Origin of the sequence: Neobacillus muris (assembly GCF_943193175.1) — a bacterium.
GTDB lineage: Bacteria > Bacillota > Bacilli > Bacillales > Cytobacillaceae > Neobacillus > Neobacillus muris.
The window spans coordinates 17,080-43,111 of record NZ_CALPDF010000027.1 but is presented as its reverse complement, the minus strand read 5'-3'; the positions used below and the strand labels follow the sequence as shown (position 1 = coordinate 43,111).

Genomic DNA, 26,032 nt, shown 5'->3' with positions numbered 1-26,032 from the left:
TTAACTTCTTTGTTCTTCTAAATATTGGTATAAAACATCGCCATTCCTTTGGGCAATCCCACGAAAATGTTTAAAATCCTTGCGCTTGACAAGAACTTTGCGAAAATCCATAAAATCCTCATTTTTAACAAAATACTCAGACAGTTCCCCTGTCATTAGCCGATTCAATACGTCATTAACAAGTTCTTCTTTCATTTGTACGCCACCTCACTATTATATTGTATCTTATATACTGCATGGCAAGTCAATTAAAATGAGGTGAAATTCCCTTAGCCAAAGAAAAGGCTTTCATGAATATCGAAAAATAACTGCAGAATTAACGAAATTGTATAATTAATCCCTTTACGAATGGAGAAAAATGGTGCAAACTGTTATTTAAATAGTAAAAAGATTGATAATAAAGGAGAGAGGCAATTTGAAAAAAGCGGAGGTAGGGAATATCATAGAATTTCGCGGTGGTCTTCAAGGTATTGTGGAAAAAGTGAACGAGAATTCGGTGATTGTTGATTTAACATATATGGATAATTATCGGGATTTGGAATTAGATCAGCGTACAGTGGTAAATCACAAAAATTATAAGGTTGTCAAAGAAAGCGCTTTTAACAGTTAGAAACAATTAAATGCAGTTACCTGGGACTGTCCATAAAGGAGTCTGACTCCTTTCTCTTTTTGGACAGTCCCTATTGTTTGATGAATTATTTATCTTGCTCAACATCCTTCGCCAATTGTTTAAAGGATGGTACTTTCCCGTGTGGGTTCTGCTCCTGCTTTCTTATTGCCCACTCTCTTTCTTCCTGGCGTTTCGACTTGCTCAAAAGGCCTCACTCCTTCCCTGCAATTTTTTATTCCTGCTGTTACTATTTAAGTATTTGGTTAAAATGGAGAATGAATTCATTTTCTTTTTAATTATTATTTGCTAAAATGTATGTTATTGATTTTGACAAAGGAGCTTACAAAATGAAAAAACTGTTCCTTGACTTTCGTATCATCATCGGATTCCTAATCGCACATTTGCTTATTTACTTTTCTTTTCATGATAAGTCGATATTTTGGTATATCTTTTCAGGCTCTATACTTATCTTAATTGCCTACGCCATGTATCAATCTGAAGTAGATGACCAATTATCCTTTTTCCGATATTTCCTGTACGGGATCGTTTCAGGATTACTTTTATTCTTCATTTTTTGGTTAGGAATAAAAATGATGCATACGATTCAACTGCCGATTACAAAAGAAATTCGGCAGCTCTATAAATGGTATGCCCCATCTATTTTTTGGGAGTACCTCGCCCTTATTTTAGTGGCGGCACCTGGTGAAGAACTATTTTGGCGAGGATTTATCCAAAAAAGACTATTGCGTTACATCAAACCTGTCTGGGGAATATTGCTTGGTTCCCTCCTTTATACCTCTGTCCATCTTTATTCGGGTTCTATTTTACTAATGCTTGCTTCCTTCCTCTCAGGGCTTGCTTGGGGGTTTTTATATTATTGGAAAAAAAGCATGCCATTGACCATTGTTTCTCATATTATTTTTGATATCATGATTTTTATTATTTTGCCTCTAAAATAAAACAGCTGCTAAATGGGCAGCTGTTTTTCAATAGTTTTTTCTTGCCGGCGGATAAGGCTTCATCCAAAGCAAAACAAAAAAGGTCATGCATATGTAGCCAAATAATGGATAGAGATAGGACAAAAGTGTACCGTAGTTTACTAAACTGATTAGATAAGAAACGGTAAAAATGGCGGTGACTGAAATCACAGCAGGAACTTGTTTATACTGCTGCAATTGCCTGTCAAGACCAAATACGTTTCCAATCACTGAGGTAAATATCTCCCCATAAATAATTAAAACAAAAATCCCATACAAAAATGGAGCATAATTTTTCATTATGATGGCCATTGGGATTTGATATAATTCTACGTTTGGCAGCATGATTAATGTAGCATGACTCCCAATTAAAATGAAGGTTAATGCCAGTCCCCCTAATATCCCTCCCCACTTGATGGTCCAATCATTCTTTACCTCTGTCGCAATCGGCACTAGAACAGCTTGTGCCAATCCGAGATTTAATGCTGCATAGGAAAATGGAGATATGGCCGTCTTCCAGCCCACAACTGACGGCGGAATGTACAAAAATTGCTGTACGAAATTCGGCAGCTTTAGTGATAAAACCATCAAGAATAAACTAAAGCTAACCATTAACGGAACAACAAACGCATTTACAGCAAATAGGCCTCTCGTGCCAAGCAGCATCACGATATATGAAAGAATGATTGTCAGAAGAATTCCCATATTTTTAGGGATTTCTAGTTGTTCCTCAAAGACAGCCCCTGCACCCGAAAGCATCACCGCGCATACCCCCAGAAGCATGAACAGCATCAGTAGGTTGATGACAGAACCAGCCCATCTGCCGAATAAATAGTTATTGAACTCCTGATACGATTTTGCCCCAATTTGAGCAGCTGTCCGCATAAGCTTAGAACCTAGAATGATAAACAGAAAGCCGCTCATTAATATACTAATGAAGCCAAAGAAACCATATCGGGAAAAGAATTCAACAATTTCTCTTCCCGTGGCAAATCCAGCCCCAACTACTGTTCCAACATAAACTGCAGCAATTTGAAAGGCCTGGTTCCAGTTCTTTCTCACACCATCTCCCCCTTATCACCAATATATGAATGATGGGACAAACAATGACGAGCTTTTTCCCTAATTGGAAACAATTTCTTTAGACAAATCTCTTGAAAGTCAAAAAAGGTCAGAGTATACTGTAGTCAGAAAGTCAAAGATAGTCAAAGTCAAATTGATAAAAGCTAAATAACAAGGAGGTTTTTATTATGCTTTGTCAACGATGCCATCAGAATCAAGCGAATGTACAATTAAAAGTGAATATTAATGGCCAACAAAAAGAGCTGATTCTTTGCCATGATTGCTATGTGAAAGAAAAGCAATCCATAGGCGCAGGAATGGGGATGAATTTTAATCCATTCACAGGCTCCTCTTTTGAAGACTTATTTCAAAACCTAACAAAGGGCCAAGGGATGTCAGGACAATTTCAGCCTCAAACTGGATCTAAAGCAGCCCATGGAGGATTTATCGATCAATTTGGCCGGAACTTAACACAAATGGCACGGGCAGGGTTAATTGACCCAGTTATTGGCCGGGATAAAGAAATCAAGCAAGTCATTGAAATTTTAAATAGAAGAAATAAAAATAACCCCGTATTAATCGGTGAACCAGGTGTGGGTAAAACGGCGATTGCAGAAGGCATTGCTTTGAAAATAGCAGATGGCGATGTACCGGCAAAATTACAAAATAAACAGGTTTATTTACTGGACGTTGCTTCTCTCGTTGCCAATACGGGTATACGAGGTCAATTCGAAGAAAGAATGAAGCAATTAATTGCCGAATTACAAGAACGCAAAAACATTATCCTGTTCATCGATGAAATTCATTTACTGGTTGGTGCTGGTTCAGCTGAAGGTTCAATGGATGCAGGAAATATTTTAAAACCAGCTCTTGCCCGCGGTGAATTGCATGTGGTTGGTGCCACAACGTTGAAAGAATATCGTCAGATTGAAAAAGATCCCGCTCTGGAACGACGCTTCCAGCCGGTTCATATTCAAGAGCCAAGTACAAAAGCGGCGATTGAAATCTTAAAAGGTCTTCAGAAAAAATATGAAGACTTTCATGAAGTATCCTATGCCGACGAAGCCATCCAAGCATGTGTCCAATTATCGGAGCGATATATCCAAGACCGCTTCTTACCAGATAAAGCGATTGATTTAATGGACGAAGCAGGCTCTAAATTAAACCTGACATCGGATTATAAGAGTAAGGAACAGATCGAGACACGTCTAAAAGAAATTGCCGCTGAAAAAGAGGCAGCATTGAAACAAGAGAAATATGAACAGGCCGCAAAACTGCGGGATGAAGAAGCAAAATTAGAGAAAGCCTTAAACAATGACTTTAGCTCAGAACGTCCAGTTGTGACTGTTTCTCTTATTCAAGAGATTGTGGAACAAAAAACCGGAATCCCTGTAGGTAAATTGCAGCAGGATGAACAGGCCAAAATGAAAAACCTTGAAGACGCTCTAAATGTAAAGGTCATTGGCCAAGAAAAAGCCGTCCGTAAAGTGGCGAAAGCCATTCGCCGCGGCCGGGCCGGGTTAAAATCAAAAAACCGGCCAATTGGTTCCTTCTTATTTGTTGGGCCTACAGGTGTCGGTAAAACGGAACTAACTAAAACATTAGCTGAAGAATTGTTCGGAACAAAAGACTCAATGATTCGGCTTGACATGAGTGAATACATGGAAAAACACAGCATTTCAAAACTTATCGGTTCCCCTCCTGGCTATGTCGGCCACGAAGAGGCAGGACAGCTTACAGAAAAGGTGCGCAGAAACCCGTATAGTATTATCCTATTGGACGAAATTGAAAAAGCGCATCCTGATGTACAGCATATGTTCCTGCAAATTCTAGAAGATGGCCGTTTGACTGACAGCCAAGGCAGAGTGGTTAGCTTCAAAGACACTGTCATCATCATGACAAGTAATGCTGGAACGGGTTATAAACCGATCCATGTGGGTTTTGGAACAAGTGAAGCAGTAGAAGAGGCAAATATTCTCGAATCACTTGGCAGCTTCTTTAAGCCGGAATTCTTAAACCGTTTCGACAGCATCATTGAATTTAACTCTCTTGATAAAAAGCATATTTTATCCATTGTAGATTTAATGATTCAAGAACTACAAGAAGCTCTAACAGAACAAAATATTCAATTCTCCATATCAGACGATGCCAAAGAAAAACTGGCAGAGCTTGGGTATCATCCAGCCTTTGGAGCACGTCCACTAAGACGTGTCATCCAAGAACAGCTCGAAGATAAAATTGCCGACTTTATACTCGAACAGCCAGAAGTCAATAAATTGTCAGCCATCATAGAAAACGGCGAATTAAAAGTGACCGCCGATGCCGTTACAATCCAATAGAAAAGCGAAGCCGTGTGGCTTCGCTTTTCTATTGCTAATCGGGCGTTTATTTTTGCGCCGCGTACTTCGTTTCTTTTTTATAAATTCTTATCGTCTACTGAGTTCAGCCAATTTTCAATTTCTCCAACAACTGATTCCACACAGCCATTTTCAAATGGTGAAATTAAATTGGCTGCCTCTACAAGCTTAGTAAATGACATGCTACCGCCCAGACTGCAAAGATTTAGGTAATCTCCCCATGCCTCTTCCTTATTTTCTCTTGAACGTTTCCAGAATTGGAAGGCACAAATCTGCGCAAGGGTATAGTCAATGTAATAGAAAGGAGAATTATAAATATGGCCTTGGCGCTGCCAGAATCCGCCATTTTCTAAATACGCAAATCCATCATAATCCTTATGCGGCAAATATTTCTTCTCAACTTCACGCCACTTTAGTTTCCGCTCCTTCGGTGAAGCCTCAGGATTTTCATATACCCAATGCTGGAACTCATCCACTGACACCCCGTATGGGAGAAATAACAAGGCATCGCTTAAATGAGAAAATTTATATTTATCGGTATCCTCTTTAAAAAACAGGTCCATCCATGGCCAAGTAAAGAACTCCATGCTCATGGAATGGATTTCACAGGCTTCATACGTTGGCCAGTTGTATTCCGGAATTTCAAAATGGCGGCTTGAATACACTTGAAACGCGTGGCCGGCCTCATGTGTCAGTACGCCAATATCTCCAGATGTCCCGTTAAAATTTGAAAAAATAAAGGGTGCTTTATAGTTCTCAATATAGGTGCAATAGCCCCCGCTGGCTTTCCCTTTTTTTGCAACAAGGTCCATCAGATTATTCTCCCGCATGAACCTAAAAAATTCACCTGTTTCCTTCGAAAGGTCTTCGTACATCTTTTGGCCATTTTCTATAATCCATTCTGGACTTCCCTTTGGCACAGCATTTCCGGTCTGATATACGATATTTTCATCATAATACTTTAATTGTTCGAGACCGAGACGTGCCCGTTGGCGCTCCTTTAGTTTCGCAGCGATCGGAACAATGTAGTCCTTTACTTGCTGGCGGAAATTGGCCACCATTTCTGCATTATAGTCGGTCCTCATCATTCTGTGGTAGCCAAGCTCAACGAAATCCTTAAACCCTAATGCTTTGGCAATGTCTGTCCGCACCCTTACAAGGTCATCATAAATACGGTCCAGATCTGCTTCATGTTCAGCAAAGAAACCAAATTTTGCTTCACTCGCCCGTTTTCGCATGTCTCTATCAGTCGATTCAATAAATGGGTCAATCTGGGCAAGCGTCCGCTCTTCACCTTCAAACTGAATTTTAGCAGATGCCACTAATTTCGTGTATTCTGTCACTAAGCGATTTTCTTTTTGGAGCATAGGCACAATTTCCGGCTTAAATGTTTTTAATTGGCTTTCAGCCAAGGCAAACAGCTGCCTGCCAAACTTGGTTTCAAGCTCAGGCCTGAATTTTGATTGGACAAGTGCTTGATAATACTTCGTTTCTAACCCTTCAATTTCGGGCTCAAGCTCATCCATGTAATCCTGTTCTTCCTTATAAAACTCATCATTTGTATTAATCGTATGACGGATATTGCACAAATTAAACATTGTTCCTATGTTATTTCTGATCTGATTGATCTCATCCATGGCATGGCATTGCTCCTCAGCAGACTCAGCAGTGCGAAAACGCTTTAATGCCGTTTCAAACCTTGAAGTTACCTCCGATAAATCAGGACGGACATATGTATAGCTTTCAAATCCCATTTCTTGACATCCCCCTCTTGAAGTAATCAGTTAATCTATACCATTATACCTAATGGACTCAACAGTTTAAAATAAAAACGGCCAGGTGGCCGTCATCAAAATTTTCCCGCAGGTATTCCTAATTTTTTCAATAAATCAATGGCTGTTAATTTTTCCGTATCGGTAAGACTGGACATTAATTTATTGATTTGCTCTGCATGTTCTGGAAAGATTTCCTGAATTAATGCCTTTCCCTCATCCGTTATCGAAGCATAGGTTACCCTCCTGTCACTTGGACAGGCGATCCTTTGCAGCAATCCCTTCTGTTCCAGCTTATCTACCACATAGGTAATGCTCCCGCTTGCAAGCAAAATCTTTCCGCCAATTTGCTGCAGCGGCTGATCCCCCTTATGATATAAAAGCTCTAAGACAGCAAATTCTGTTGGATTTAACCCATTTGCTTGAATGACTTTATTGACATGCTCATTTATAGCTTTATAAGCTCTGGATAGAACAATAAATAGCTTTAGTGATTTCGCAGTTGAATCATTTTCCATTTTAAACCCACCCTTTATGGTTTTAACATTCGCATGAACGTTTGCTTTTAAATATCTCGATTTCAAAATTATTATAAAAAATTTATCAATCACTGTCAATTTGCTCGGGTGCTTCTATTTAGCAAATCCCTCATGATCGTAGAAATTAACTATTTCCCAACTGAACATCTAGTAGTAATATAGAAATAGAAAAAATTTTCTGAAAAGGGGAATATAAATGACCCAGCAAGCAGCCCTGCCTCCTAATCCGGCAGTGTCCCATCATTCAACCCAATATAAAATCCTAATCATTCTGGGATTTTGCCATTTACTTAATGACGCCTTACAGTCTGTTGTACCAGCGATGTTTCCGATTCTTGAAAAGTCAATGGGGCTATCCTACACCCAGCTCGGCATTATTGCCTTTTCCTTGAATATGGTTGCTTCCGTCATGCAGCCCGTTGTGGGGAGTTACACAGATAAACGTCCAATGCCTTTTGCGCTGCCCGTCGGCTTAGCTTTTAGTTTGATTGGGATCCTTGGATTGGCATTTTCCCCCACCTTTACCATGATGGTGTTATCGGTTATTTTTATCGGAATCGGTTCGGCTGTGTTTCACCCGGAAGGTTCCCGGGTTGCTTTTATGGCTGCCGGAAGCCGAAGAGGTCTTGCCCAATCCATTTATCAGGTCGGAGGAAATACCGGACAGGCATTTGCTCCATTAATTACCGCTTTAATTTTGGTCCCTTTAGGCCAAAGAGGAGCCTCATGGTTTAGCATTGTTGCTGCAGCTGCAGTTTTATTATTAATCTACATCGCTGTATGGTATCAAGGTAATTTAGCAGGCATTGCCCAATCAAAAAGAACCGCTTCATCCGCCTCAAAACAAAAAATTGGTCTTAAAAGAAACATTAAAAACGCACTCGAACTCATATTACTGCTCATTTTTGCGCGATCTTGGTATATTTCCGGCATGACCAATTTTTACTCCTTTTATGGAATAGAAAAATATAGCCTATCCATTAAACAAGCACAGTTATTCTTGTTTGCCTTTTTAGTGGCCGGTGCGTTTGGAACGTTTTTTGGAGGTCCGCTAGCCGACCGCTTTGGCAAAAAAAATATCATCTCATTCTCTATGCTGGGAACTCTGCCTCTTTCAATCCTTATTCCTCATGTATCGCCTGTAATGGCGTTCATTCTTTTGGTTTTAACTGGATTTATTTTAATGACCAGTTTTTCCGTAACCGTTGTCTATGCACAGGAATTAGTTCCAGGGAAAATAGGCTTGATGTCAGGCCTGACGGTCGGACTAGCGTTTGGAATGGGCGCAATAGGATCAGTCGGCTTGGGCTATATTGCAGATTTGATTGGACTGCCAACTATGATTATATCGTTGGGTATCTTGCCAATAGTGGGCTTAACCGCATTTTTCCTTCCTGCAGACCAAAAATTAACAGAAATAAATCAACCGAAATAAGGGCTGCTTATAGCCGCCCTTATTTTTATGTAAAGTATTCGAAAAATTTACACATTTGTAACTCAAAAAAGGTGAAAAATTTCATATAATATAGATACAACTTATCAAAGGAGGTTCCATTGATTGAAAACCCCGAATTATCATGACTTTTATCAAATTGCTCTAGTTCCAATTGGAAAAAATGACAGATTGGCACTTAATGAATCAGACGCTTTCATGGGCATGACTTGCACCCATTGGCTCATTGCTGTAGAAGGGGTCCAGCTCTATGAACCGAAAATTTACTTTCATTGGAAAGTAACGATTTATCCGGCAGACCATGAAGGAGATTTCGACTGGACGAATCCATTCTTTGTTTCAAGCGCCTCAAAATGCATGGACAACGCCATTCAGCTTGCCTCTTCCCTTGTATCATCAAGCAAAAATGATCACCTTACCGTCTCTACCGAGTTAGAAAAAATCTCTTAATCCCTCAAAACTCCTCACCCTATTGCTTCACCTCTTTTTGAAATTCCTTGTGAAATTAGTTACATAGAAGAAAAGTGGATGCGCCTTCGTGCTAGAGCTGGACAATTTTCAAAAATAAAAAATGCTGCTTGCATGAATAGCAAACAGCACGTTTTAGAAAGTTTTTAAGGGATTTCTGGTTTAAGCCAAGCGGAACACGATTCCATGCCCGCCTTTTGGATATTCCCATTTAATATTCTGATACGGGCAGCCAATGCGGCAGCTTCCGCACTCATGGCATCCTTCGTAGCCAACCTGCATTCTGGTTCCTTCCCATTTATAAACTTCAGCCGGGCAAAATACGGTGCATATCTTATCGGGGCATTTTGTCATACAGATATCATGGTCAAGCACCGTTAAATGGGATTTGGTATCACACTTAAATCTCAGGAGATATTGCTTTTCCTCGATATTTTTTGTCGACATTATTTCACCGCCTTCCAAGCTCGATAGATATCTTGCAGGACCCGCAGCGTTCCTTTTTCCGCTGTAACACTCTTGATAATTTGTTTTTGCTTTTCTCGTTTTGGCGTGCCATCGACTGTAAAGAATTTACTCATTGCTTGATTCATGAGCGGCAGGTATTCATTAAAATACTGTGGATACCTTTCAAATGTATGGGCGGCATCCTTATATTTTTCTAAATCCTTGATAATAAAACTATCGTACAATTTATCTCGATAAATATTTAAAGCAGATTCACTAAAGTCTCCCCGGTTTTTAGCCTCCATTATCGATTCCGCAGCTAATAGGCCTGAATGCATAGCCATGTTCGAGCCTTCACGATGAATGGCATTGACCAGCTGGGCTGCATCCCCCACAACAACCACACCATTTCCGGCCACCCTCGGAACGGAATGGTATCCTCCTTCAGGGATAAGGTGGGCCAAATACTCAGCCGACTCCCCACCAGCAAGCAGCGGTTTTATCATTGGATGATTTTTCAAGTGATCCAAAAGGTCATAAGGCTTTAATTTCGCTTTGATCATACTTGATAGGGTTGTGCCCACCCCGATATTTAAACTGTCTTTATTGGTATAGAGGAATGCCGTCCCTAGATTGCCCTTGGTTGAATCACCAAAGATTTCAATTGTGCACCCTTGATTGTCTTCCAAATTAAACCGCTCGTTTATCTTATCCTTCGGAAGATTGATCACTTCCATGACAGTTAAAGCCACTTCATCAGGGCGAAATTCTTTATGAAAACCAAGCTGCTTAGACAAAAGGGAGTTCACCCCATCTGCCAGTACCACCACATCAGCATAAACCTCTCCATCTGGACGGTCGGTGCGTACGCCAACCACCTTACCGTTCTCCACAATACACTCCGTTACTACTGTTTCATTAATAAGCAGCGCCCCAGCCTCTACTGCTTTGCCTGCGAACCACTGATCAAATTTAGCTCTTAATACGGTGAAATTGTTATAAGGTTCTACACCCCATTCAAGGCCTTTATAACCAAACGATGCAACAGACTCCTTATCCATTACCCAAAACCGCTGTTCAATAACAGGCCGTTCCAGCGGCGCTTCTTTCCAAAACTCTGGAATCAGATCTTCCATTTGCTTTCGGTAAAGTACACCGCCCATAACATTCTTAGATCCAGGATACTCTCCTCTTTCGATCAGCAGCACATTTAGGCCGCCCCGTGCACATGTCAAGGCACATGCCGTACCTGCCGGGCCTGCTCCAACCACAATGACATCAAACTTTTCAGGCATAGCTAATTTCACCGCCTTTTTCATTTTTAAGCCGCTCAAATTGCTCGATTAGTTTTGGGACAATTTCCAATGCATCTCCTACAATTCCGTATGTTGCTACATCAAAAATCGGCGCATTAGGATCTTTATTAATAGCGATGATTAACTCAGAATTTTTCATTCCGACAACGTGCTGAATCGCTCCAGATATCCCGATGGCAAAATATATTTTAGGAGTCACCGTTTCTCCAGTCTGTCCAATCTGCTGTTCGTGCGGCAGCCATCCTGCTTCAACCACATCCCTTGTCCCGCCGACGCTGGCACCGATCGTTTCGGCAAACTCATGAATGAGTTGGAAATTTTGGATATCCCCCATTCCCTTACCGCCGCAAACAATGACATGTGCATCTGCCAAGTTGGTTTTTTTTGTTACATCATTCACAATTTGAAGCACTTTTGTACGCATATCCTCTTCTTGAAGCGTAATATTTTCCTCAATAATTTTACCGAGTCTGCTGGAATCCGGTTCTAAAGCCTTCATCACTTTAGGACGGACGGTTGCCATCTGCGGGCGATGTTTTTTACAAAGAATCGTTGCCATGATATTGCCGCCAAACGCAGGACGGCTTGCTTCAAGAAGCCGGCTGTCCAAATCGGCATCAAGCATTGTTGTGTCAGCTGTCAGCCCTGTTACCAAATCTGTCGCTACGGCACTTGCCAAATCCTTTCCATTTGGTGTTGCCCCGTAGAGAATAATTTCCGGCATATATTTTTGCGCCAGCAGCATAACACCTTTCATGTAGGATTCTGTTCGATATTGTTTTAATACAGGATGGTCAATCATATAAACTTCATCCGCACCATATGCAATCACCTGGCTGGCTAACGGTTTAACTCCGCTGCCTAATAAGAATCCGGCTAATGGAACCATTAATTTATCAGCGAGTCTCCTTCCGGCACCAAGCAGTTCCAGGGAAACGCCTTCAATTTTTTGATTATTTTGTTCAATAAAAACCCATACTCCGCGATAATCATCTAAATTCATGTATACCCCTCCCAACAAAAAGATTTTTCCCCATTAATTAGAAGCTTGTAAGGTGAACAAATCCTTACTTTCCAGCAAAATATCCATTAGCTGCTTTACTTGCTCATCGGCGGTTCCTTCAATTCGTTTTCCGCCTTCCGGTCTTGGAGGAGTAAACATTTTACCAACAATGGTCGGTGACCCTTTCAGACCAAGCTGTGTGCGGTCAACATTTTCAAGGTCACTCACTGCCCAAATTATCGGTTCATACCGTGCTGCTTTAATCATATTTGGCAATGGGGAATATTCAATATCATTAATCTCTTTTTCTACTGTCATAAGACAAGGGAGTTCTGTTTGGATTAATTCATAACCATTCGATAATTTCCGTTTCATTAATACTGTATTTTCCTGCTGGTTGACTTCGGTTACCTCGATCACATTTGTTATTGGCGGTATATCGAGCCTTCTGGCTATTCCCGGCCCTACCTGCCCTGTGTCTCCATCAATGGCATGCTTGCCGCAAATAACCATATCAACGGGAATCTCCTTGCCAATCCTCTCTAATGCTTTAGATAGAGCATAGCTGGTTGCCAGTGTATCGGCTCCCGCAAAGGCACGGTCGGTAATTAAGTATCCCCTGTCTGCACCGATTTCTATGCTCTTTTTTATGACGGCGGTTGCCTGAGGCGGTCCCATTGACAATACAGAAATCGTCCCGCCTGTTTTTTTCCTGATCTTTACAGCTTCCTGTACAGCATGGGCATCATAAGGATTTAAAATGGCTGGAGCACTGCGGCGGTCAAGAGTGTTCGTTTTTGGATTAATTTTAATAATTTTTGTGTCGGGTACTTGTTTGACACATACAACAATGTGCATTTTGGAATTTCCCTCCTCCATCTCATTTGAGATACTGAAAGCGTTTGCTTGCATGGTTATAAAAAATGCTTTTATTAACGATATATGTATCGTAATAGAAGCATATTCCCCAACAATTTTGTTTTCTTTTCTAATGACGTATTTTTAAAGATCATGTGGATGTGATTAGTGATTTCTAAGAGGAAATGAAATGATTAGTAAGAATGGAATCAAATTTACAAAAGTGGAACCTAGATGCGCCTTTATACAACTATATATTAATGGAAGAATATATATCATGAATAATCTTAAGGGTCTATAAATCAATCGTTCTAAATTCTGTTGCAAGTTCAATACGGTAATCTTGCTTGCAATGGGGGAAATGAGTCGTCCATTTATATGAAGAAGACTTTATGGACTTTTTTTCATGTGCTGTTATCTTTTATTATAACGAAGGCCTGCATGATTGTCCATCACACTAAAACTTTTGGCCAGATCATTATCATTTGCTTGAACGCAATCTTCACTTCATCATTTGGTCTTGGGGCTTGTCCCATAATTTTGTGATACTTGTTAATTAACTCATCTAACTCTTGGCTGTATTTTACGGTTTCCTCACTAGTATAACCTAATGTATTGGCACTCTTTATCATAAGCTCTCTTTTCGCTTTAATCTGTTCAATCATGTCAATTTCATTATTCTGATGACTGCTGCCATTACTATACTTGTACAATGTTATCCTCCTACCTTTTACCCTATTACTGTAATGGATTAATTTAATAGACTACTTGAAGAATTATGACAAGAATTTATCTAAATGTAAATACAATCGCAAAAGTAGACAAAACAATCTAATTCTCTTATTATTCGACAAAATATTTATTGTATTTCATGTTTTTGCGACAAACATGCTGCCTCAAAATAATGCCATAATTCAAAAACTAGCATTTCCCTTCCTTTCTATTGAATAAATATCCATTATACAGTAGAAAAGTCGTATTTTGTTGATATTTTTTCACGATATCTTTAGGAAAAAATAACTAGTTCCATTGAGATAGAGGTTGATAATAAAAAAGAATGACTCTAATCGTGAGTCATCCTCTTCTTTAATTTGTCCCTGTTTGAAAATCAAGCGGCAGAGTGATATGGAAAATAGTCCCTTTTCCTTCATTGCTTTCTGCCCAAATGGTTCCTTTATGGTCCTCAATAATTTTATAGCTGACCATTAAACCCAGTCCTGTACCACGTTCCTTCGTAGTATAAAATGGTTCTCCCAAACGTTTCAGTTGTTCTTTTGGAATTCCTTTCCCTTCATCTTGAATGGAAATGTGAATCCGGCCTTGGCGGTCCCTAACCTGACTGGTCATCACAGCAATCTTTCCACCATGCGGCATAACCTCAATCGCATTTTTGATAAGGTTAATAAAGACCTTTTTTAACTGATTGGGTTCACAATAAATGGGTGGGAGCTCTTCACCATATTCCGTTATAAATTGAATATTATGCAGAACAGCATGGGCATTTAACAAATCAATGGTTTCACGCATGATTTGATTAACGTCTTTTAATTGATACTTAATGGCTTGAGGTTTTGCCAACAGCAAAAACTCATTAATTATCGTATCAATGCGCTGCAGTTCGGTGGTAATGACTTCATAATACATGGCATGCTCTTTCTTGATGCTTCCTTCAAGCAGCTGGATAAACCCCTTTAATGCGGTCATAGGATTTCTGATTTCATGAGCGATACCAGCAGCAAGTTCTCCAATAACACTCAAAGTATCCGATTTGCTTAACTGCTCCTGCATCACTGCCATTTCAGTAACATCCTTTAGCACAGTTATGTTAAAGTTTCCAGATAGATCATGCTGCGAATGAAACTCCACATGCCGATTTTTGCCTGATTTAGTTTCAAGTGCCATAACAGAAAGATCGCGTCCATTTTCAATTGTATTTTCGATATGTTTCTTCAATTGTTGAATTTGATTTTCCTGTCCTAAATATGGTTCGTATAACTGTTTCCCAATCAGCTTTTCTCTAGGCAAGTACAATATCGTCTCTGCTGAATGATTTACATCCATAATCCGAGATTGATTATCCCATAATACAAGCCCATCAATCGAAACATCAAATACCCGTTTATATATTTGATTGACATCTATACCTTCAACACTGATAACACAATCATCAAGAGGTTCAGCATCTTTCTGATTGACTTGCTTTTCCACTGAAATGCCACCCCGCCTATTACAAAATCGAGCTTTAAAATATATTTATAATTTCTACATAGGAAGAATGAATTCCTTTAAATGTTAAAACTAATTTTTGCCAGCTGTGCTTAAAAAAAATGCAAAGCTGCTAGCAGCTTTGCATTCTCATTCTAACTGTACCTTCTTTATAGATTTGGGTTGTCATGTTTCGCTTTTAGGCGCTGCCATCTTTTTTCTACTTCTGTTTCAAATTCTTCAAGTAAAGGCTTGTTCTCTTCTTTTAACAGGTGTTTTGTCTTGCCCATATATTTAAACCACTCTGTAACTGGAACTCGTTTATTTTTTTCTTCAGGGTTGTAGGTAATGGCAGTTACTCCTTGTTCTACCTCGTATAATGGGAAGAAGCAGGAGTTAACAGCAGCCTCCAAAATTTTGGTTCCATATCGGTCTTCAGATTTCCAGTTTAATGGACAGGTAATCAGAAGTTTGCCGTAAACTGGACCAACATGCTGCGCATACCATTGAGCCTTAGCTCCCTTTTTCACCAGATCTTGAGGGAACGCTTCAGAACCGGTAAATACATAAGGAATATTCGTGGCTGCCATTATTTGTACTGTATCTTTATGATGGAAGGTTTTCCCCTTCTGTGCTTTCCCAACTCCGGATGTACTTGTCATATGGCCAAGCGGGGTGGAGTAGGATAATTGGGAACCGGTATTCATGTAACCCTCATTATCATATTCCAGCATAATCAGCTTGTGCCCCCGAAGAGCTGTGCCAATGGCTGAACCCATGCCGATATCCATTCCCCCGTCTCCGGTAATCATGATAAAGGTCGCATCATCCGCTACCTGAATTTCACCTCGGCGTTTTAATTCCATAAACGCTTCAACCGTACCGGATAAAGTGGCTGCTCCATTTTGGAACAAGTTATGCATCATCGTCTGTTTATGAGAGCTGTATGGATAGGCTGTCGTTGTCACATAAGCGCACCCCGTTTGGAAAAGGGTAACGATATCTCCTTCGATTCCTTTAAAAAACAATTCCAGACCGGCAAAGATTCCGCATCCAGGACAAGCACCATGCCCGGAAGCAAGCCGTTTTGGTTTCGAGGCAAGCATTCTCAAAGGAGGGATTTTCACCTGCAGCTTATTCGTTTCTTCGTTCATTTTTACTTCAATTAAGCCCGATTTATATACATCACCATGCTGAGGGGCAATGACAGGCTTCAGAACCTTCTCCGGATTGCCAGGCACATGGCCAAAATAATCAAATGGTTTTTCGGCATAGCCTTTTTCCATGGCATCAATAGCCAATGAGAAAAACTCTTCAGCATCACTTTGGTAAAAATCCTTGCCGCCAAGGCCAAATACACGGCTTAGAACAATCGTCTTGTTTTCTTTATCATCTTGAAGGGCGGATTTAATTTCATGAGTAAGGTTTGGACCGTGTGCACCGTAAGAATCAGCACGTTCCCCTACTAATAAGGCTTTTACATTTTTTAATGCATCCTGAATCTCCTTAACAGGAAATGGCCGGATAATATTTGGGCTGATCACGCCAGCCTTAATGCCTTGGCTGCGAAGTTTATCCACTACATCCTTAGCTGATTCAGCCGCAGAGTTTAACAGGAATAAGGCAACTTCTGCATCTTCCATCTTATACAAATCCAGAACTGAATAATTTCTGCCAGATATTGCAGCATACTCAGCTGCAACTTCTTTATATACTTCTCCAGCACGGTAAATGGCTTCGGATTGCTGGAAGTGATTATTAATAAGATCCTCCCCATTCATGTGGGCACCGATTGTAACTGGCTTTTGCGGATCTCTAATAAAATTGTATTCTGTTGGACATTCCCCTACGAATTGCTGTACCACTTTCCGGTCAGCAAAATATTGGACTCTCCTTTTTTGGTGAGAGGTCCAGAAACCATCATAGGCAACAATTACTGGAAGGCGCACCTCTGAATGCTCGGCAACTTTTAATGCCATAATATTCATATCATAAACTGCTTGAGGTGTTTTTGCTGTTAAAATCACCCAGCCAGTATTTAGTCCATAATACAGATCAGAATGGTCCCCTCTAATATCAAGCGGTCCGCTCACAGCCCTCGTAACAAGGTTCATTACCATTGGGAACCGAGTTCCAGCTTGCACTGGCAGCTGTTCAATCATATATAAGAATCCGTTGGCACTTGTAGCATTAAATACACGGGCACCCGTTGCTGCCGCACCGTAACAGATACCGGCAGAACCATGTTCACCATCAGCTGGGATCAGCTTAATGTCATGTTCACCCCGTGACTTCATTTGATCCAAATATTGGGCTACCTCAGTAGATGGCGTGATCGGAAAATATCCCATAATATGATAGTTAATTTGTGCGGCTGCCATGGCGGCCATTTCATTTCCCGATTCAAATGTGGATATTTGTTCCGCCACACCAGGTGATGTTAATTCCTTCTCTGTAATTGCCATTATAAAATCCCCCCTGTTACATAAGGAAAGTTTTGCTTGACTCGGTGGGAATCCGCATAGCCGATCATCTCGCGCAAATCACCAAGTGCATCTGTCGGACATGCCTCCACACATTTTAAACAGCCCTTACAATATTGATAATCGATCCCTTTCAAAAACATTTGTTTCCTGCCGCGTTTATCTTCGCCCTCTTCCCACACAAAACAGAAATCCGGACAAACATTATCACATGCAGCACAGTTGATACATTTTTCTAATTTTAGCTCAGGAAGGAAGCCTTGACGGGAACCGCTTAAATCTTTTAAAATACTATTCGCTTGCGCAGGTATGGCCCCGCCAAGCTCCTGTGTCAAATAGCCAAGCGCAGGGAGCGGGCGTTTAAAGGCTTTGCCTTGTGCATCAACAGGAACTTCATAGGATTTAAACTGAACCTCATTATATCCACGCTCAAATGTGCGCAGATTCGGTTCAACAAGATGTGGATATTTCTTTTCAAATGTCCTGGTAATGACTTTTTTCATGGCTTCTGGATCAAGAAAATCGCAAATCCGGAATAAGGCGCCAAGCATGGCTGTATTTACTTTTGTTTTTTCTTCCACTGCAATTCCCAGCGCATCTACTATCGCTAAAGTGCCATACTCAAGATGCAGGTCGCTTTTCACATCATCAAATTCTCTTGTGCTATTCACCAGCACAATTCCTTCAGCATCCAGGCCGCTGACAACATTGACTGTTTTGTATAAAGCTTCATGAAATACTCCGACAACATGAGGCTGTTCAATTGGACTATGGTCGCGGATTTCCACATCCGGTTCGCAGAAACGGATAAAACTTTTCACAGGTGTCCCTTTTTTCTCTGAACCGTAGGATGAGAAATTGGATCCGTTTAACCCAAGTCCTAATACTCCAGCCTCCGCTAACATTTTCCCAGCAAGGTTCGCACCTAAACCACCTATCGATTCTAAGCGGATTTCAAAGAATCCTAACTCATTCTTCTTTGGCAATATAGACATACTGTCCCTCCCCCTATTTCGTAAAAGATTCACGAAAAAGACTTAAGTTTTTGACTTATCCAAATCTATTGTAGGCTTTATTCGATTCATTATCTGTGACAAAAGTCAAACATCCACAAAAAAATTTTATAACACTTTGGATTCTTTTCTAAAACCAGTTATCTAGTATGGCTTTATTGATTAAAATAAAAATATAACAGAGATTCAAATTGTTATATAACACACAAAAGAATTCGTCTTATTCTTGCTTTTCACCCAAACAGGAAACGCTCTAAGTGCTATCTTTTTCATTAAAAATAAGCTATAATAATTCGTTGTTTTATAATAGAAAAGGGGCTTAATCATGAATGTAATTTGTTCGACCTTGAATGCAAAATACATCCACACAAACCTTGCAATTCGGTATTTAAAAGCATATGCCGCTCCAGAATTTGACATTGACATCAAAGAGTACACAATTAAAGATCCCATTTTAAATATCGTTTCAGACCTTTACCAGCAAAAGCCATCTGTCATTGGATTTAGCTGCTATATTTGGAATATCGAAGAAACCTTAAAAGTGGTCAATCTCCTAAAAAAAATTGACCCTTCGATTACCATTGTCCTTGGGGGACCTGAAGTATCCTATGACACAATGGAATGGATGGAAAAATGCCCAGATATCGACTTTATTGTGATGGGTGAAGGGGAGCAAACCTTTAAACAGCTGCTCACTGAATTAACATCAACAAGGAATTTTCGAAATGTCCACGGAGCTGCTTTTCGTGAAAATAACGAAATCGTGATCACTCCACAAAGGAATAAATTAGACCTGAAGGAGCTCCCTTCTCCCTATCGTTTTCCTGAAGATGCTCCCCATTTAAGCAAACGGGTGACCTATATTGAAACAAGCCGCGGCTGCCCATTTAACTGCCAATTTTGCCTTTCTTCTATTGAAATAGGCGTGCGGTATTTTGACCGGGAAAAGATTAAGGCCGATATTCGGTACTTAATGGAAAATGGCGCAAAAACCATTAAATTTGTGGACCGGACATTCAATATCAGCAGAAGCTATGCTTTGGAAATGTTCCGTTTTCTCATTGACGAACATCATCCAGGCACAGTATTCCAATTTGAGATTACTGCAGATATTATGCGTCCTGAGGTGATTGAATTTTTGAATCAAGAAGCACCGAAGGGACTATTCCGTTTTGAAATTGGCGTACAGTCAACGAATGATGATACCAATGAACTTGTCATGAGAAAGCAGAACTTTGCCAAATTGACCAGAACTGTATCAATGGTGAAAGACGGTGGAAAAATTGATCAGCATCTTGATTTGATTGCCGGTCTTCCAGAAGAAGACTATGCTTCCTTCCGAAAAACCTTTAATGATGTTTTTGAATTGCGCCCAGAAGAACTGCAATTAGGCTTTTTAAAAATGCTGCGGGGAACAGGGGTACGCCTGAGGGCTCATGAGCATCAATATGTCTATATGGATCATTCTCCATATGAAGTCTTAGGAAATAACGTACTTTCCTATGGTGACATAATCAGGATTAAACAAGTGGAGGATGTATTAGAAAAATATTGGAATGACCACCGTATGGACACAGCCATCGAATATTTAGTGTCTAATAGTTTTTCTTCTCCGTTTGATTTCTTCCAAGAATTTGGTTCTTATTGGGATGGGCAGGGCTGGTCGAGAATTGGGCACCAGCTTGAGGATTTATACCGCCGGTTGGGCTCATTTCTAACGGAGAAACAGGTCCCTGATTTACAGGTAATCGAAGGGCTCATGAAGTATGATTATTTGAAAAACCATAAATATAAACCAAGAAAACCATGGTGGAATGCTTCATATGATAAATCTCGCCGAATCAGCCTTTACAATCACATCATAAACAATCCTGCTTCATTAGGGGAGAGTTTTGTCCGTCTCGGGCTCGATGAAAAAGATTTATATAAACATACGATGCTAGAGGAGATTTCATTCGATATAACCAGGTATTTAATGACAGGAACCATTGTAAAACAGCCATCCTGTTTACTGGCTTACTTTGACCCTGTCCATAACCAAACAGTTATCTTTCCATTTATCCTGCCTTAAGGAAAAATAATATGTTTTTTACTCGAGGGTGACTATAAGTCACCCCCGTTTTGTTTTGGCTCGTTTATTCGTCCTAGCGGATTTTGTTTCATGAAGAGGAATCCCATTGACATCGCCATATTCAACACTAAATTCCTCTACGGGTATTCTTGGCGGTGTTTTACGTCGGCCTTTCATTTAACTTCTTCCCTTTTTGCCTAATTTAGAATTTCGATTTTGAAACCGAATGGCATTGTCATCATGGGTAAACTCCGCTGAAAATTCACTTTCCTGGATATTTTTCTTTGGTGTTTTACTGTATTTATCTACTGCATCAAATTCTGCTTTTCTTTTTGCCATCTTGAAAACCACCTCCCTGAAAGATAGATACAGCTATATTGTGAAACAAAATCCTGTTAATCATTCTCTGGCTGATTTTTCTAAAATAATTATTGAAAAATCTGCAGAATATATAATCAGAGGTGACAATGGTTGAAAAAAGAACAAAGCAAGTTTACAACCGAGAAGGTCAGTATTGATGATACAATGCCTCACCAAATAAATGCACCCAGTTTTAAGGGGACAGGCATTAAAATGAAACCGCCATTCGTAAATAAACATGGTGTAGTGATCGGTGATAGCAGCTACTCATCAGAAAATTCACCATTGGAGAACTGGTCAAAGGAGACTGACCCGGCTATTATGTCGGGAGAGGAATGGGTGCACCCAACCAATGATATTGGATGGAATACATCGGAAAACCATGAACTGCTTGAAAGCAAAAGGAAACCGCAGGCTTTTCCGTTTATGCATCCAACTATTGATGTAAGCAAGGGCAGTGATTAACCATAATCGATAATCTTTACCACTTATGAACCATAAGGAAATATAAAATAATATCCCTACAGAGAGTATTGCCTCTGAGACTATAAGGAGTGAAGGAAAATGCCAAATAGAAATAAATTATTAGTGCCTGGTGTCGAACAATATTTGGAACAAGTTAAGTATGAAATTGCTCAGGAATTCGGGGTTCAGCTTGGGTCTGATACGGTTTCGCGGGCTAATGGATCAGTAGGCGGCGAAATCACCAAAAGGCTGGTACAACAAGCTCAAGCGGATCTTTCGGGACAATTTTCACAACAATAATGCTATATATGGAAAAAAAACAGTCCGGCGTTTTGGCCGGACTTTGCTTATTTTTTGTTATTATTTTCAAACCTCTTTGGTTGATTTTTTCCGCCAGATGGAGCTTTATTCCAATTTTCTTGTTTTTTGATTTGACCTGAGTTCTGCCTAAAGGTCTGTGGTTGTGGCTTTTTCATTTGGCCCTGTTGAATATTGCCGTTATTTTGTTTTTTGATCTGGCCTGGATTTTGTTTAACTGACTGTTCTCCCCACTTCTTCATTTGCCCCTGTGGGATATTGCTTTTTTCAGGATGGGTTTCATTCTCGCTCCCATTATGGGGCGTACTACTAGCGGAAGGATTAGGATTTTGAGGCACGCTTGGTTCTGTCTGTTTTTTTGCCTGCCCGGGCGGCGCAGTGCCACTTGCTGCTTCCTGGTTAGCCGAAGAATTTGTGCTTTGTTGAGGGCTTGTTTCCATTTTGGGATGGCTGTTTTTCTTATTTTCCCCTTTATTATCATCGGTATGAGCCAACTGGTATTTGCCAGTGGTCATTCCAAGATTATGAGCTTTTTCAAGATCCGATTTAGTTCCAGATACAACCTTTAGCTCTAATTGCTGATCAGTAACAGTCGATTTAATTTCTTGCAAATCGCCTTCCAGCTTTTTTCCAATTTTACTTCCGACTGTTCGGGTACAACCGTTGAAATGACAATTTGTTTTTTATTCTCTAGGTACCCTTCCGCTTTGATTTCATCGATAATTTTTGCGGTTACCGTAGAAACATCCTTCTTTTTCCAGCCTTTGAGATGTGAAATAACCTCTTTGCCCTCTTTATTAAAACCGGTTATCTCGACAACCTGCAATTTCTTATTAACCCCGAGTTCGATACTTGGATTTACGTCAATCGACATATAGGCATAAGCCTTATTATTCTGGTACAAAGGAAACGCTGAAGCGATAAAAATAAAAAATGCAGCAGCTGCTATCAAGAGGGGTTTCAATAAGTTGGCCCTCGAAAATAAAGAAAATTTTATTGTTTTAATTTCAATGGGAAAAAATAAAATTTCCTCTCCAACTGAATAAGCCTGATCCTGTTTCTTTGCCCTCAAGAATTCTCCTTCAGGGGTTAAAAGCGTTAGAAATCCGTCATCTATTTGCATAACAATTCCCTTTTTCATGGTTCCAACACCCCTTTTATATAGTCCTTCATATAGACAAAATCCCCCGACAATATAAGGGCAATCGCAATGATATACTTACGGTTCCTTTCAATCGTTTTTCTGCTCACATCTACCAATTTTTCTAATTGTTTAATCGGAAGCCGTTTTTTTTCCAGCAGCATTAATTTCAACTCTTGATTTTCAACTAACAATTTTGCCATCTCGATAGCATTTTTTCTTGCATCCGCATGCTTTGGAGCATTCTCCACCAAGTCACTGAAGCTCACATCAAAATCGGCAAGGAGTGACTGAAAACGAAGTATCTCTTCTTTTCGTAAGACTTCGTCATTTTTTTTATGAAAATGATCCAGAGAAAGCTCATTTACAATCGCATTTCCAGGAGTATCTTCTTCTTGTGAAGGACTGGTAATATCAATGCTTATATGCTGATTTTTAGATTGTTTTCTAATATAGTCGATTATTCTTCGTTTTATAATCACCTCGGAAAAACTAAGCAGCGACTTTCCGCGTTCCGGGGAATACTTTTCAATGGCTTCATTAAATGCAATCAGGCCTATGCTAAATTCATCATCCGTTTCATAAATATATCGTTTGCATACAGAAGAAACTGTTTTTGCAATAAATGGTTTGTAAGAATCAATCAATTCATTTCGTAATGACTGATCGCCCTCTTGGATCAAGGAAACCGTTTCCTCTAAAGTCTTTTTCTTCTTGGCCAAAAACAATAAACTTAGCATTTGCTCACCTCTATTCGACCAATTATACCATAGGATAGCTGCTTTGGTCTTTACGGTGGTGAGCCAATTTAGGCCTACTTTTACTACAAAATTACGATCATTACATTCAGGTTATGGGGGTATAAAAAAATTATTTCACGATAAAAACAAAAATTGGCGGGAAAGCTCCCGCCAAAATAGTTATTGCTATGATCAATCATGCTGGTCCATAGGATTATAGAGCTTCACATTCGGATTCTTCTCTTGGAACCAGCGGAGGGCAAAGTCGTTTTCAAACAAGAATACAAAGTTGTCAAACCGGTCTTTTACCAATAAACTCCGTGAGCTTGATAAGTTTTCGTCCACTTCGTTGTTTTCAATCCATCTGGCCATTTTGGAACCTAACCGCTCCATTAGGACCTCAGCATTGTATTCATTTCTCATCCGGTGTTCAAATACTTCAAACTGAAGCTGGCCGACGGCTCCTAACAAATATTCGTCCGTTTTGACTGTTTTGAACAGCTGGATAGCTCCCTCCTGAACGAGCTGGTGGAGTCCCTTATAAAATGACTTCTGTTTCATGACATTTTTTGCTGATACCCTGACATAGAGCTCTGGGGTAAATTGAGGCAATCTCTCAAATTGAAAATCATTTTTGCCGGCTGTCAGCGTGTCGCCTATTTGGTAGGTGCCGGTATCATACAGTCCTATGATATCGCCGCTGACCGCCTCTTCCACTGTATTCCGTTCTTCTGCCATAAAAGAAGTGGATTGGGATAGCTTTAATTGCTTTCCTATTCGTGGAAGATTCACTGACATGCCCCGCTCGAATTTCCCTGAGCATATCCGCACAAACGCAATTCGGTCCCGGTGAGCCGGATTCATATTGGCCTGTATTTTAAATACGAAACCTGAAAATTGTTCAGAAAGCGGGTCCACTTCACCGTTAGATGATTTCCTTGGCTTAGGAGGCGGAGCAAACTGTAAATACGTTTCAAGGAATGTTTGGACACCAAAGTTGGTCAGGGCACTGCCAAAGAAAACTGGGGTCAATGTTCCAGCAGCAACTTTTTCCGCTGAGAATTCGTTCCCAGCTTCATCCAGCAGCATAATTTCTTCCAGAGTTTGATCATAAAGCCCGGAGGATTTGATCGGATGATCCCCCTCAATTTCCCCATCCTCATTTAGAGGTATAAACCGTTCATCCTCCTCCACCCTGAATTGTTCAACACGATGATAATAACGGTCGTATATGCCAAGAAATTCTTTACCCATTCCAATCGGCCAATTCATTGGGTAAGATTCAATTCCCAGAACTTCCTCCAATTCAGCAAGGAGTTCAAGCGGAGTTTTCCCCTGCCGGTCGAGTTTGTTCATAAAAGTAAAGATCGGAATGCCCCTCATGCGGCAAACTTTAAATAGCTTCAGCGTTTGCTCCTCAATCCCTTTGGCTGAATCAATAATCATAACGGCGCTGTCCACGGCCATTAAGGTCCGGTACGTATCTTCACTGAAATCCTGGTGGCCAGGAGTATCTAAAATATTAACGCGGAATCCATCATAATCAAATTGCATCACACTGGATGTAACGGAAATTCCCCGCTGCTTTTCAATCTCCATCCAGTCACTAGTTGCAAACTTCCCTGTTTTCTTTGCTTTTACCGTTCCTGCATCCCGAATGGCACCGCCAAATAATAATAGCTTTTCGGTAAGGGTTGTTTTCCCTGCATCCGGGTGGGAAATAATCGCAAAAGTCCGACGGGATAATACTTCTTGTTTAAAATTGCTACCCATCTTGTCTTCCTTTCTATTCATTAATTAATCATTTTATCCATAAAATCAATCATATCTCGCAATCGTGAACTTTGCAATATTTCTGTTGTCTGCAAAAGATTATTTCTTTTAACTGATAGCTATACAGATTATAATAACCTTATAGTTAAGACTGGTGTAATACAATTAGGAGGCAATATGGTCATTACAAAAATTGATAAATTAACTGTTGAATTATTGCAGAAGGCATTTCAAATTGTTCTTGAACAAAATCATGTGCCATACATAAATATTGGAATCGCCGAGCAGGACGATGAGCTGTTATTTTTGTATGAAGGAAAAGATGAAAAGGTTCATGTATTTAAGTGGAGCAAAGCCTCCAGTATCGGGGTGACTTATGGCACGCTTGCCCAGAGCGTCTTGACACCCATCATTCCACACCTTCGACTGCTTTCTTAACACCACGGACACTTACTTTCAATAGGAGTAAGTGTTTTTTACTGAAAGGTTAGTTAAAACTTGCTTGTTGATTTCCGCTCCATTTTGAAAACAACCTATTGAATAAAATCTGTTCTGGATCCTCCCACTGATTACCATATCCATTTTTCTGGATAACCTTTTA

Annotated in this window: 28 protein-coding genes; 9 read left to right on the top strand and 19 right to left on the bottom strand. The window is 40.1% G+C overall.

All coding sequences use genetic code 11. The features are described 5' to 3' along the window. Complete coding sequence (locus NFS43_RS16400) at positions 1-195, bottom strand: hypothetical protein (RefSeq protein ID WP_251553824.1); 195 nt, start codon at positions 193-195, stop codon at positions 1-3. Between the two features lie 220 nt (positions 196-415). On the opposite strand from NFS43_RS16400, the gene NFS43_RS16395 reads away from it, so the two are divergent. Then, positions 416-610 carry a YkvS family protein gene (locus tag NFS43_RS16395; protein WP_251553822.1) on the top strand — a complete coding sequence of 65 codons (195 nt, stop codon included), beginning with the start codon at positions 416-418 and terminating at the stop codon, positions 608-610. An 85-nt stretch (positions 611-695) separates the two neighbouring features. Here NFS43_RS16395 and NFS43_RS16390 read toward each other — a convergent pair whose 3' ends face one another. Then, a complete protein-coding gene (locus NFS43_RS16390; RefSeq protein ID WP_251553821.1) occupies positions 696-815 on the bottom strand; it encodes a DUF6254 family protein in 120 nt (39 codons plus the stop codon). 142 nt (positions 816-957) lie between these two features. Here NFS43_RS16390 and NFS43_RS16385 point away from each other — a divergent pair, with 142 nt between their 5' ends. Beyond that, positions 958-1,569, top strand: coding sequence for a CPBP family intramembrane glutamic endopeptidase (locus NFS43_RS16385; RefSeq protein WP_251553820.1), 612 nt, complete (start codon positions 958-960; stop codon positions 1,567-1,569). A 27-nt stretch (positions 1,570-1,596) separates the two neighbouring features. Here NFS43_RS16385 and NFS43_RS16380 read toward each other — a convergent pair whose 3' ends face one another. Next, positions 1,597-2,649: a YkvI family membrane protein gene (locus tag NFS43_RS16380; RefSeq protein WP_251553819.1), complete on the bottom strand. Its 1,053-nt coding sequence runs from the start codon at positions 2,647-2,649 to the stop codon at positions 1,597-1,599. 188 nt (positions 2,650-2,837) lie between these two features. Between NFS43_RS16380 and NFS43_RS16375 the strand changes: the two genes are divergently transcribed. Beyond that, positions 2,838-4,988 carry an ATP-dependent Clp protease ATP-binding subunit gene (locus tag NFS43_RS16375; RefSeq protein ID WP_251553818.1) on the top strand — a complete coding sequence of 717 codons (2,151 nt, stop codon included), beginning with the start codon at positions 2,838-2,840 and terminating at the stop codon, positions 4,986-4,988. 77 nt (positions 4,989-5,065) lie between these two features. Here NFS43_RS16375 and NFS43_RS16370 read toward each other — a convergent pair whose 3' ends face one another. Both NFS43_RS16370 and NFS43_RS16365 read right to left on the bottom strand, forming a co-directional pair. Continuing rightward, positions 5,066-6,760, bottom strand: coding sequence for a M3 family oligoendopeptidase (locus NFS43_RS16370; protein ID WP_251553817.1), 1,695 nt, complete (start codon positions 6,758-6,760; stop codon positions 5,066-5,068). Between the two features lie 95 nt (positions 6,761-6,855). After that, positions 6,856-7,296, bottom strand: coding sequence for a MarR family winged helix-turn-helix transcriptional regulator (locus NFS43_RS16365; RefSeq protein WP_251553816.1), 441 nt, complete (start codon positions 7,294-7,296; stop codon positions 6,856-6,858). 217 nt (positions 7,297-7,513) lie between these two features. On the opposite strand from NFS43_RS16365, the gene NFS43_RS16360 reads away from it, so the two are divergent. Together NFS43_RS16360 and NFS43_RS16355 are read left to right on the top strand one after the other, a co-directional pair. Continuing rightward, positions 7,514-8,752, top strand: coding sequence for an MFS transporter (locus tag NFS43_RS16360; protein ID WP_251553815.1), 1,239 nt, complete (start codon positions 7,514-7,516; stop codon positions 8,750-8,752). A gap of 123 nt (positions 8,753-8,875) precedes the next feature. Beyond that, a complete protein-coding gene (locus tag NFS43_RS16355; protein ID WP_251553814.1) occupies positions 8,876-9,220 on the top strand; it encodes a hypothetical protein in 345 nt (114 codons plus the stop codon). Positions 9,221-9,400: 180 nt separating this feature from the next. Here the strand turns inward: NFS43_RS16355 and NFS43_RS16350 are convergent, their stop codons facing one another. The 8 genes from NFS43_RS16350 to NFS43_RS16315 form a co-directional block, all read right to left on the bottom strand. After that, the gene (locus NFS43_RS16350; protein WP_098526926.1) at positions 9,401-9,685 is read right to left on the bottom strand and encodes a ferredoxin family protein; all 285 of its coding nucleotides are present in this window, start codon (positions 9,683-9,685) and stop codon (positions 9,401-9,403) included. Further along, positions 9,685-10,980 (bottom strand): FAD-dependent oxidoreductase, encoded by a 1,296-nt coding sequence (locus NFS43_RS16345; protein ID WP_251553846.1) that lies wholly within the window; start codon positions 10,978-10,980, stop codon positions 9,685-9,687. Before NFS43_RS16345 ends, NFS43_RS16350 begins: the two co-directional genes overlap by 1 nt. After that, complete coding sequence (locus NFS43_RS16340) at positions 10,973-12,004, bottom strand: electron transfer flavoprotein subunit alpha/FixB family protein (protein WP_251553813.1); 1,032 nt, start codon at positions 12,002-12,004, stop codon at positions 10,973-10,975. Before NFS43_RS16340 ends, NFS43_RS16345 begins: the two co-directional genes overlap by 8 nt. A 33-nt stretch (positions 12,005-12,037) precedes the next feature. Next, a complete protein-coding gene (locus NFS43_RS16335) occupies positions 12,038-12,862 on the bottom strand; it encodes an electron transfer flavoprotein subunit beta/FixA family protein (protein ID WP_251553812.1) in 825 nt (274 codons plus the stop codon). Positions 12,863-13,314: 452 nt separating this feature from the next. Continuing rightward, positions 13,315-13,575: an aspartyl-phosphate phosphatase Spo0E family protein gene (locus NFS43_RS16330; RefSeq protein ID WP_251553811.1), complete on the bottom strand. Its 261-nt coding sequence runs from the start codon at positions 13,573-13,575 to the stop codon at positions 13,315-13,317. Between the two features lie 373 nt (positions 13,576-13,948). Beyond that, positions 13,949-15,070 carry an ATP-binding protein gene (locus NFS43_RS16325; protein WP_251553810.1) on the bottom strand — a complete coding sequence of 374 codons (1,122 nt, stop codon included), beginning with the start codon at positions 15,068-15,070 and terminating at the stop codon, positions 13,949-13,951. A 167-nt stretch (positions 15,071-15,237) separates the two neighbouring features. Next, a complete protein-coding gene (locus tag NFS43_RS16320) occupies positions 15,238-17,532 on the bottom strand; it encodes a thiamine pyrophosphate-dependent enzyme (RefSeq protein ID WP_251553809.1) in 2,295 nt (764 codons plus the stop codon). Then, entirely contained in the window at positions 17,532-18,545 is a 1,014-nt protein-coding gene (locus NFS43_RS16315) for a 2-oxoacid:acceptor oxidoreductase family protein (RefSeq protein ID WP_251553808.1), read from the bottom strand. Before NFS43_RS16315 ends, NFS43_RS16320 begins: the two co-directional genes overlap by 1 nt. A 343-nt stretch (positions 18,546-18,888) precedes the next feature. Here NFS43_RS16315 and NFS43_RS16310 point away from each other — a divergent pair, with 343 nt between their 5' ends. After that, the gene (locus NFS43_RS16310; protein WP_251553807.1) at positions 18,889-20,634 is read left to right on the top strand and encodes a B12-binding domain-containing radical SAM protein; all 1,746 of its coding nucleotides are present in this window, start codon (positions 18,889-18,891) and stop codon (positions 20,632-20,634) included. A gap of 39 nt (positions 20,635-20,673) precedes the next feature. On the opposite strand, the gene NFS43_RS16305 is transcribed toward NFS43_RS16310, so the two are convergent. Both NFS43_RS16305 and NFS43_RS16300 read right to left on the bottom strand, forming a co-directional pair. After that, complete coding sequence (locus NFS43_RS16305; RefSeq protein WP_251553806.1) at positions 20,674-20,811, bottom strand: hypothetical protein; 138 nt, start codon at positions 20,809-20,811, stop codon at positions 20,674-20,676. Continuing rightward, positions 20,812-20,973 (bottom strand): hypothetical protein, encoded by a 162-nt coding sequence (locus NFS43_RS16300; protein ID WP_251553805.1) that lies wholly within the window; start codon positions 20,971-20,973, stop codon positions 20,812-20,814. A gap of 132 nt (positions 20,974-21,105) precedes the next feature. Between NFS43_RS16300 and NFS43_RS16295 the strand changes: the two genes are divergently transcribed. Both NFS43_RS16295 and NFS43_RS16290 read left to right on the top strand, forming a co-directional pair. After that, a complete protein-coding gene (locus NFS43_RS16295; RefSeq protein ID WP_251553804.1) occupies positions 21,106-21,459 on the top strand; it encodes a DUF3905 domain-containing protein in 354 nt (117 codons plus the stop codon). Positions 21,460-21,558: 99 nt separating this feature from the next. Beyond that, positions 21,559-21,759, top strand: coding sequence for an alpha/beta-type small acid-soluble spore protein (locus NFS43_RS16290; RefSeq protein WP_042457375.1), 201 nt, complete (start codon positions 21,559-21,561; stop codon positions 21,757-21,759). Positions 21,760-21,806: 47 nt separating this feature from the next. On the opposite strand, the gene NFS43_RS16285 is transcribed toward NFS43_RS16290, so the two are convergent. From NFS43_RS16285 to NFS43_RS16270, 4 genes are all read right to left on the bottom strand, one after another. Continuing rightward, entirely contained in the window at positions 21,807-22,388 is a 582-nt protein-coding gene (locus NFS43_RS16285; RefSeq protein WP_251553803.1) for a hypothetical protein, read from the bottom strand. Then, positions 22,349-22,918, bottom strand: coding sequence for an anti-sigma factor domain-containing protein (locus NFS43_RS16280; protein ID WP_251553802.1), 570 nt, complete (start codon positions 22,916-22,918; stop codon positions 22,349-22,351). Before NFS43_RS16280 ends, NFS43_RS16285 begins: the two co-directional genes overlap by 40 nt. Further along, a complete protein-coding gene (gene sigI / locus NFS43_RS16275; RefSeq protein ID WP_251553801.1) occupies positions 22,915-23,658 on the bottom strand; it encodes an RNA polymerase sigma factor SigI in 744 nt (247 codons plus the stop codon). The genes NFS43_RS16280 and sigI overlap by 4 nt, the downstream gene beginning before the upstream one ends. Before the next feature lie 192 nt (positions 23,659-23,850). Further along, complete coding sequence (locus tag NFS43_RS16270; protein ID WP_251553845.1) at positions 23,851-25,431, bottom strand: peptide chain release factor 3; 1,581 nt, start codon at positions 25,429-25,431, stop codon at positions 23,851-23,853. Positions 25,432-25,608: 177 nt separating this feature from the next. Between NFS43_RS16270 and NFS43_RS16265 the strand changes: the two genes are divergently transcribed. After that, a complete protein-coding gene (locus NFS43_RS16265; protein WP_251553799.1) occupies positions 25,609-25,869 on the top strand; it encodes a hypothetical protein in 261 nt (86 codons plus the stop codon). The last annotated feature ends 163 nt before the right edge of the window (positions 25,870-26,032 follow it).